Below are 6,838 nucleotides of genomic sequence, written 5' to 3' on the forward strand. Positions count from 1 at the left end.
ATATAAATCCTGGTTTTATAGAAGTTTTTGTTATCTATGATTACGACAATCAGGGATATTCTGGAGCTGCCAGCGTTCATTCTTATTATGCTTATTACGGAATATATAATTATCATGAAGAATATAAAAATCATCCTGGTATTTACTTTACGCCTCAAAATATGCCTTATATGACTAATCAAAATATGTATTTGTCGCAAAGACCAGAATATATTACTAGACAGTTGAATCATACTGCTATGTTTACGGATAACCATAGGGGATGGAAATTCTTATTTATGCCGGGTCAGAAAGATGTAAGCGAAACGAGAAGAGTAGTAAAAATTAATAACGGTATGATACGATAGTTTTAACCGTTTGTTTATTTAATCAAAATTAGAAAAAAACTGGAATGGTAGAAGGCTAAAAAATAGTCTTCTACTTTATTTTAATTTATAACAAATTAAAAACCACCGATACTTCAGTTCCTCTGTCCTTTTCGCTTTCTATATATATATCGGCGTTATAATGCGCGCATATATTTTTTACTATAGTCAAACCCAAACCAGTTCCTTGAACTTTCAAATATTTTTCGTTTTTTACTCTAAAAAATCTTTCAAAAATTCTATTTAAATATTTATTTTCAATTCCGCAGCCGTTGTCTTTCACGGTAAATGTCGCTTTCTCTCCGTTATTTTTTAAAGAGATTTTTATATTTCCGCCATCGTCCGTATATTTTATCGCGTTGTCGACAAGATTATTTACTACTTCCGTTATTTTTTCTTTATTTGCGATTATTATTGCAGATTCGATTTCCAAATCAATATTTATATTTTTTTTCTCCGATTTTATTCTATTGCTTTCAAAAACATTAAGAATTATATCTTTTATATCGATTTTTTCGTCTATAGTTTCCTGCCAGTTCGCTTCCATTCGGCTTAAAGTAAGCATATTCAAAACAAGTTCTTTCATTCTCAAAGCTTCAAAGTTTATTCTTTTAATAAAGTCGGTTTTTTTATCTTCTTTTTTGTCTTTTGCGTTCATACTTATAAGAAGTTCCGAATATCCTAAAATCGAAGTCAAAGGAGTTTTTAATTCATGCGACGCGTTTATAAAAAAATCCTGCTTTTCTATTTCAATTTTTCTTATGTCGGTAACATCTTCAAATTTTATCAAAGCGGATATATTTTTATTATTTAATATTGGAATAACATTTATTTCTATATCCATATTTCTTTCTTTTATGTCGAATTTTGAAAATCTATTTAATTTCATCGCGTTGTCTATTTTGTCGACAATCGATTTATCTTTAATGATTTCGTTTAGATTTTTTACTTCGTTATCATGCATATTTAAAAGTTCTACGGCAAATTGATTGATAAAAAATATATCTTTATTTTTATTGATGGCGACAATTCCCTGAGCGATATTTTCAAGGACATAATTTAATTTTTCTCTTTCCGTTTGATAGCCCGTTATATTATTATTCAAATCAATCGCAAGTTCGTTAATATCGTATAATATGTCGTTAATATCGTTGAATCCCGTGAGATTTTTTATATTTTGAGATTTATTACCGTCTATATTATCCAGAGTTTCTTTTATCGAATAAAAAGGAATCATGATATTTCTTGCCAACGAAGGCAAAACCAAAGCCATTATTATAATCACTATTCCGACAACCATAACCGCCGTAAATAAAAAAGTTATCAAATATTTATTAACCGATTCTATCGGCATGGAAATTCTTAATATATAATCTCTATAATCATCCGTTTTGATTTTTTTTGAAGCGTATATATAAGGAATTTTCTGACTTATCGAAGTATGAATTGAAAAAACCGTTTTATTTTCCTCGCTATGCAAAGCCCTTATTACATCGCTTCTGTTCGTATGATTTGCCATAGAATTTACGGAACTATTCGCAGCAGTATCCGCTATTACCATTCCGTTTGTGGATATTACGCTTATTCTCAATTCGTTTTTATCCGACTGCATGACAAATTTTCTAAAAGCGTCTTCCGTTTTCAAATCGAAAATATCTATTTCTCTTTCAAGCATTTCCATAATATTCATAATCATATACTGACTGTATCTAATATTATTATACTGAACTGTAAAGAGAATTCCTATAAACATTAAAGCGCTCGTTAATATAAGAACGAATAGCGATTTATAAAAAATATTCTTAATCATAACGATTTATTCGATTTCTTGAATTTCTTTTTCTTGAATTTCTTTATTTTCTGTTAATTTATAGCCCATTCCTCTAACGGTTATAATATTTTCTTTTTGGAGATTTAATTTTTGTCTTATAGATTTTATATGCATATCTATCGTCCGCGTTTCCATTGCGTTTTCTTTTCCCCAGACTTCCTCGAACATCGTTTCGCGCGATACGATACTTTCCGCGTTTTCAACCAAAAGTTTTAATAAATCGAATTCTTTTTGAGTGAGTGCGACTTGATTATTATTTACGAATACCGCTCTTTTTCGGATAATTATTTTTATCTCTCCGAATGTCATCTCTTCCATTTCGATTGTAGTATTTTTCTTTCTTAAATTTGCCTTAACTCTAGCTATAAGTTCCAAAACCGAAAAAGGCTTCGGCATATAATCGTCCGCTCCCGCGTTTAATCCCATTACAATATTTATTTCGCTCGATTTTGCCGTAAGCATTATAACTTTTATCGGAAGATAAGAATAATCCGTTCTTATGATTTTTAATATTTCCGTCCCGTCTATATCGGGAAGCATTATATCGAGTAAAATCAAATTCGGAGTTTGCATTTTCAAAGCTTCGAGCATATCGTTGCCGTTTGAAAAGCATTTTATCTCGAATCCCGCTTCTTCTAAAGTATATTTTATAAGGTCGCTGATATTAATATCGTCTTCAACGGAATAAATAAGGTCTTTTTCCATAGATCTACCGTAATATTTTATTTTTATTTTTTATTTATATTTTCTTATTATAAATTAATTTTCATTAAATACAACCTCGTTATTTTTGAGGATTTTCTTTATTTGAAGAATCCGAACCAGAAATGCTGTATCTCATTTCCGTATCCGCCATTATATTTTTCATGTTATAATAATCCAAAACTCCGATATTTCCTTTTTTCAAAGCGTCCGCAATAGCCAAAGGAAGTTGAGATTCCGCTTCGACAACTTTCGCTTTCATCTCTTCTACTTGAGCCTTCATTTCCTGTTCTCTCGCTATAGCCATAACTCTTCGCTCTTCCGCTTTAGCTTGAGCGATTTTTTTATCCGCTTCCGCTTGGTCGATTTGCAAAAACGCTCCAATATTGCTGCCCACATCGACATCGGCAATATCTATTGATAAAATTTCAAATGCCGTTCCAGAGTCCAAACCTTTAGCCAAAACCACTTGAGAGATTCTATCGGGATTTTCCAAAACTTCTTTATGAGACGCTGAACTTCCTATTGTGGTTACAATTCCTTCTCCGACTCTCGCAATTATTGTCTCTTCTCCAGCTCCTCCGACAAGTCTGTTAATATTCGTTCTAACCGTCACTCTTGCCGTAGCTTTTACCTGAATTCCGTCTTTCGCAACGGCGGCAATTAAAGGCGTGGCTATTACTCTTGGCGAAACTGAAGTTCTTATAGCGTCAACCAAATCTCGTCCCGCCAAATCAATCGCGCAGGCTCTTTCAAAAGTGAGATTCAAAGAGGCTTTATCCGCCGCAATCAAAGCGTCCGAAACCGCGGTTGGATTTCCTCCCGCCAAATAATGCGCTTCGAGTTTGTTACTTTCAATTTTTATCCCAGCTTTCCATAATTTAATTTGATTCAAAACTATTAAAGAAGGATTTACTCTCCTTAATCGCATCGTTAGTAAAGTTATTATGCTTATTCTAACGCCCGAAAATAAAGCCGTTACCCAAAGTCCTATTGGAAAGAAACGCAAGAAAATAAGCAGAATAATCAATATAATAACTATTCCTACAAACATTGGAATCATTAATTCGCCTGAATACATAATAAAATCTCCTTGATTTTTTAATGAATATTTTAACTTTAATTACACTATTAAATTAAATTAATTGCAAATTTAAAGTTTACTTATTTTTGTTGCTCTGCTCACTTTTGCTGTAGGCACACAGAGTGCAGTGAAAAATAAGCAAGGCGAGGCTAAAGCCCACAGAGTGAAGCCCGCTTTCAGCGAAAACAACTCCGTTTAGATTACAAAATCTCGTATTTATTCGGACAGATTTTTATGGAAATTAAATTTTACAAAAATTATTAATTTAACTTTTGACAAATAAAATTATTCTGTTATAATATTCTTATGAAGAATAAACCTTTTAATGCACTAAATGATTGTTTTGTTCGGTATTTCTTTACTGATAAAGGCGGAGAAAAAGTCCTTCTTGATTTTATCAACGCAGTTATGATTAGCGCAGACATGAAAACTTTTAAAGCCGTTGAAATATTAAATCCGTTTAATTTAAAAAGTAATTATAAAGACAAAGAAACTATTGTCGATGTTAAGTGCATAACCAAAAATGGAACAGTTGTAATTATCGAAGTTCAATTATCTGGCAATTCAAGATTCCCAGAAAGAATACTTTATTACTGGGCTATGAATTATAGCAAACTTCTAAAGAAAGGCGAACAGTATGATGAATTAACTCCTGTGATAAGTATTAATTTGCTTAATTTTAATCTCAACAAAAATAATAAAAATGTCCACAGTTGCTATATGATTTACGATACTAAAAATGCAAGATTGCTAACCGACCATTTGCAAATACACATGATAGAATTAAAGAAATTTAAATTTAAAGACAATAACCTGCCAAAAGATTTAAACTGCTGGCTTGGATTTTTTACAACTAACAACATGGAGGCATATATGTCTGAAATAGTAAAAGAAAAACCAATAATGGAAGAGGCTCACAAGCGATATAACAATTTTATAAGAAATCAATTAATGATGTCTGAATACGAAAAAAAAGAACTCTATCAATTCGATAAAAAAATAGCGCTCGCGGATGAAAGACGAATTGGTATGAGGCAAGGAATAAAGAAAGGTAAACTTGAAGGCATAAGAGAAGGTATTGAAAAAGGAAAATATGATGAACAAATCTTAATAGCCAAAACCTTAAAACAAATGAATATGGATGATGCATCTATAAGCAAAGCTACGGGTTTACCAATTGAAGAAATCCGCAACTTGCGTCCAGACGGAGAAAAACTATAAATTCAATATCGCTTTATTAAATTTTATAAATTGTTAATCCTATATTATTTTTATAAATATAACAAATTTTAGTATTGACTTAATTTATAAAATTTGATAAATTTAAAATATATAACAAATTTTAGAAATCGGAAATTAAAAAAATTACTTGACTTTTTTTAATTATTTGTTATTATATTTATAGATTGATTAATTAAATATTGGTTAATCTTATAATTAAACTTTATGAATTTATAAGTCGATATTTTAAAAAAATAATTGACAAATTTAAAAAGTTTGTTATTATATAAATAGAATTTGTCATTACGAGGTTTTGACGCCGTAGGCAAAAAACCGAAGTAATCCAGCGAAAAGGAAATTTATTATCTTGGATTGCTTCACTACCGTTCGCAATGACAAGACTATTAACCGTCATTCGCCGAAGGCGTCCCGTAGGGAACGAGGCTATAAGCGAAGTAATCTCTTTAATAGTGGATTGCTTCATTTCATTCGCAATGACGCTGGGACTTTTAAGGCTTCTATTAATGCGGATAGTATTTCAGATACTTTAAGAGTTAATAGTGCAAATAAAGTGCATGGTAATTCTGCTCTTTCTATAACTTTTACTGGAAAGAATGGAGCAAATAAAGTTGCTTTTAATGTCCATATTATTGATATTATAGATGAAAGCAAAGATAACCCGCTTGACTTCAGCGATGATAAAGATAATGGTTATGTCAAATATATAAGTTATAATTCAGATACGGGAGTATTGACTTTTCAAGAAGCGGGACTTCAAAAAATAGGCGCTTTAGTTAGCACAACTGAACCGCAAGATAGAAAAGTTAAAATAGCTTTTAAACTTGACGCGGATGAAAAGTTAAATTTAAAAAATAGCTCTATTAATTTTACTAATGAATTTCATTTAATAAAAGTTAGAAAAATTGATGCAAATAATTTTGAAAGCATTCTTCAAAAAATGGAAGGAGACGATATTGATACCAAGACTGGTCAAGTTCCAAATCAGACATCAGCTAGATTTTCACTTAAGAGCGGAAGTTATTCACAAACTGGTATATATGAAATAAAAAATACAATAACAGAAAATGTGCTTAAAGAATTCACAGATGCGCATATAAGCACAATACATGAGTATACAGATTATTATCTTGCTCATTTAGAGGAAATTGCAACGGCTACTGTTGGTAATAAAGATGGAGGTAAAGGTAGTAGTTTCTATACTATAACTTATAATATTAGTTTTGCGGATAATTATGAATCTGATTTAAAAACAGTTAAAATAAAATTTACAATTTAAATAATAAATTTTTATTAATTAAGTAGAGACATAGATTTACCATAAAAATTATATATATTGTAAAAGTTTTGATTGCCCCATGTAGAGATGCATGGGGTTGTATTAAATTTGTAATAGCCTAATAAGGCGAGCGGTAAAAAACCGTCATTGCGAGCTTTCGTAAGAAAGCGAAGCAATCCACTATTAATAAAGTTAAATTTTGAAAATAGAATTTCTTAATTTTGGATTACTTCGCCTCGCCGTAGGCGTGCCTTCGGCAACGGCTCGTAATGACAACGATAAAAAACAATGAATATTAGGAAGGCTAAATATTCAGAAACAAGGGAGTAAAACTCCCG

At 31.0% G+C, this 6,838-nt stretch carries 6 protein-coding genes; 3 read left to right on the forward strand and 3 right to left on the reverse strand.

What is annotated here, in order from left to right; genetic code table 11:
- On the forward strand, positions 1 to 347 hold a 347-nt coding region (locus ACR0QS_RS09365; protein ID WP_432633179.1), incomplete at its 5' end, for a hypothetical protein.
- 85 nt (positions 348 to 432) lie between these two features.
- On the opposite strand, the gene ACR0QS_RS09370 is transcribed toward ACR0QS_RS09365, so the two are convergent.
- From ACR0QS_RS09370 to floA, 3 genes are all read right to left on the reverse strand, one after another.
- The gene (locus tag ACR0QS_RS09370) at positions 433 to 2,175 is read right to left on the reverse strand and encodes a sensor histidine kinase (protein WP_432633180.1); all 1,743 of its coding nucleotides are present in this window, start codon (positions 2,173 to 2,175) and stop codon (positions 433 to 435) included.
- A gap of 6 nt (positions 2,176 to 2,181) precedes the next feature.
- Entirely contained in the window at positions 2,182 to 2,901 is a 720-nt protein-coding gene (locus tag ACR0QS_RS09375) for a response regulator transcription factor (protein WP_432633181.1), read from the reverse strand.
- Positions 2,902 to 2,980: 79 nt separating this feature from the next.
- Complete coding sequence (gene floA / locus ACR0QS_RS09380) at positions 2,981 to 3,979, reverse strand: flotillin-like protein FloA (protein WP_432633182.1); 999 nt, start codon at positions 3,977 to 3,979, stop codon at positions 2,981 to 2,983.
- 309 nt (positions 3,980 to 4,288) lie between these two features.
- Here floA and ACR0QS_RS09385 point away from each other — a divergent pair, with 309 nt between their 5' ends.
- Both ACR0QS_RS09385 and ACR0QS_RS09390 read left to right on the forward strand, forming a co-directional pair.
- A complete protein-coding gene (locus ACR0QS_RS09385; protein ID WP_432633183.1) occupies positions 4,289 to 5,203 on the forward strand; it encodes an Rpn family recombination-promoting nuclease/putative transposase in 915 nt (304 codons plus the stop codon).
- 475 nt (positions 5,204 to 5,678) lie between these two features.
- Positions 5,679 to 6,500 carry a hypothetical protein gene (locus ACR0QS_RS09390; RefSeq protein WP_432633184.1) on the forward strand — a complete coding sequence of 274 codons (822 nt, stop codon included), beginning with the start codon at positions 5,679 to 5,681 and terminating at the stop codon, positions 6,498 to 6,500.
- Positions 6,501 to 6,838: the final 338 nt, after the last annotated feature.

Origin of the sequence: Brachyspira sp. (assembly GCF_050873525.1) — a bacterium.
Lineage (GTDB): Bacteria > Spirochaetota > Brachyspiria > Brachyspirales > Brachyspiraceae > Brachyspira.

What these genes read in the sequence shown, in the direction of transcription:
- ACR0QS_RS09370 (WP_432633180.1), bottom strand. Translation starts at nt 2,175, where the DNA reads ATGATTAAGAATATTTTTTATAAATCGCTATTCGTTCTTATATTAACG.
- floA (WP_432633182.1), bottom strand. Translation starts at nt 3,979, where the DNA reads ATGTATTCAGGCGAATTAATGATTCCAATGTTTGTAGGAATAGTTATT.
- ACR0QS_RS09385 (WP_432633183.1), top strand. Translation starts at nt 4,289, where the DNA reads ATGAAGAATAAACCTTTTAATGCACTAAATGATTGTTTTGTTCGGTAT.
- ACR0QS_RS09375 (WP_432633181.1), bottom strand. Translation starts at nt 2,901, where the DNA reads ATGGAAAAAGACCTTATTTATTCCGTTGAAGACGATATTAATATCAGC.